Raw genomic sequence first — 241 nt, 5'->3', positions numbered from 1 at the left:
CCCCCCCCCCCCCCCCCCCCCCCCCCCCCCCCCCCCCCCCCCCCCCCCCCTCCAACCAACACCCCCCCCCCCCAGATTACTACGCGTCTCGTGGGCTCGGAGATGTGTATAAGAGACAGATGCTCGACCTCGCGGCCAACGGGTCGAAGATCCTGCACCTGCGCTGCGGTCGTGGGCGATGCCGGCGATGATCGGAGCTTCCACCTGTCTCTTATACACATCTGACGCTGCCGACGACGGA

General features: G+C 69.3%; 1 protein-coding gene. It reads left to right on the top strand.

Annotated elements, in window-relative coordinates; all coding sequences use genetic code 11:
• On the top strand, nucleotides 1-191 hold a 191-nt coding region (locus ACPYOM_RS22635), incomplete at its 5' end, for a hypothetical protein (RefSeq protein ID WP_481347685.1).
• Nucleotides 192-241: the final 50 nt, after the last annotated feature.

It is taken from the genome of Monashia sp. HAY1-2A (genome assembly GCF_056755315.1).
This window is presented reverse-complemented; position numbering and strand designations above follow the sequence as displayed.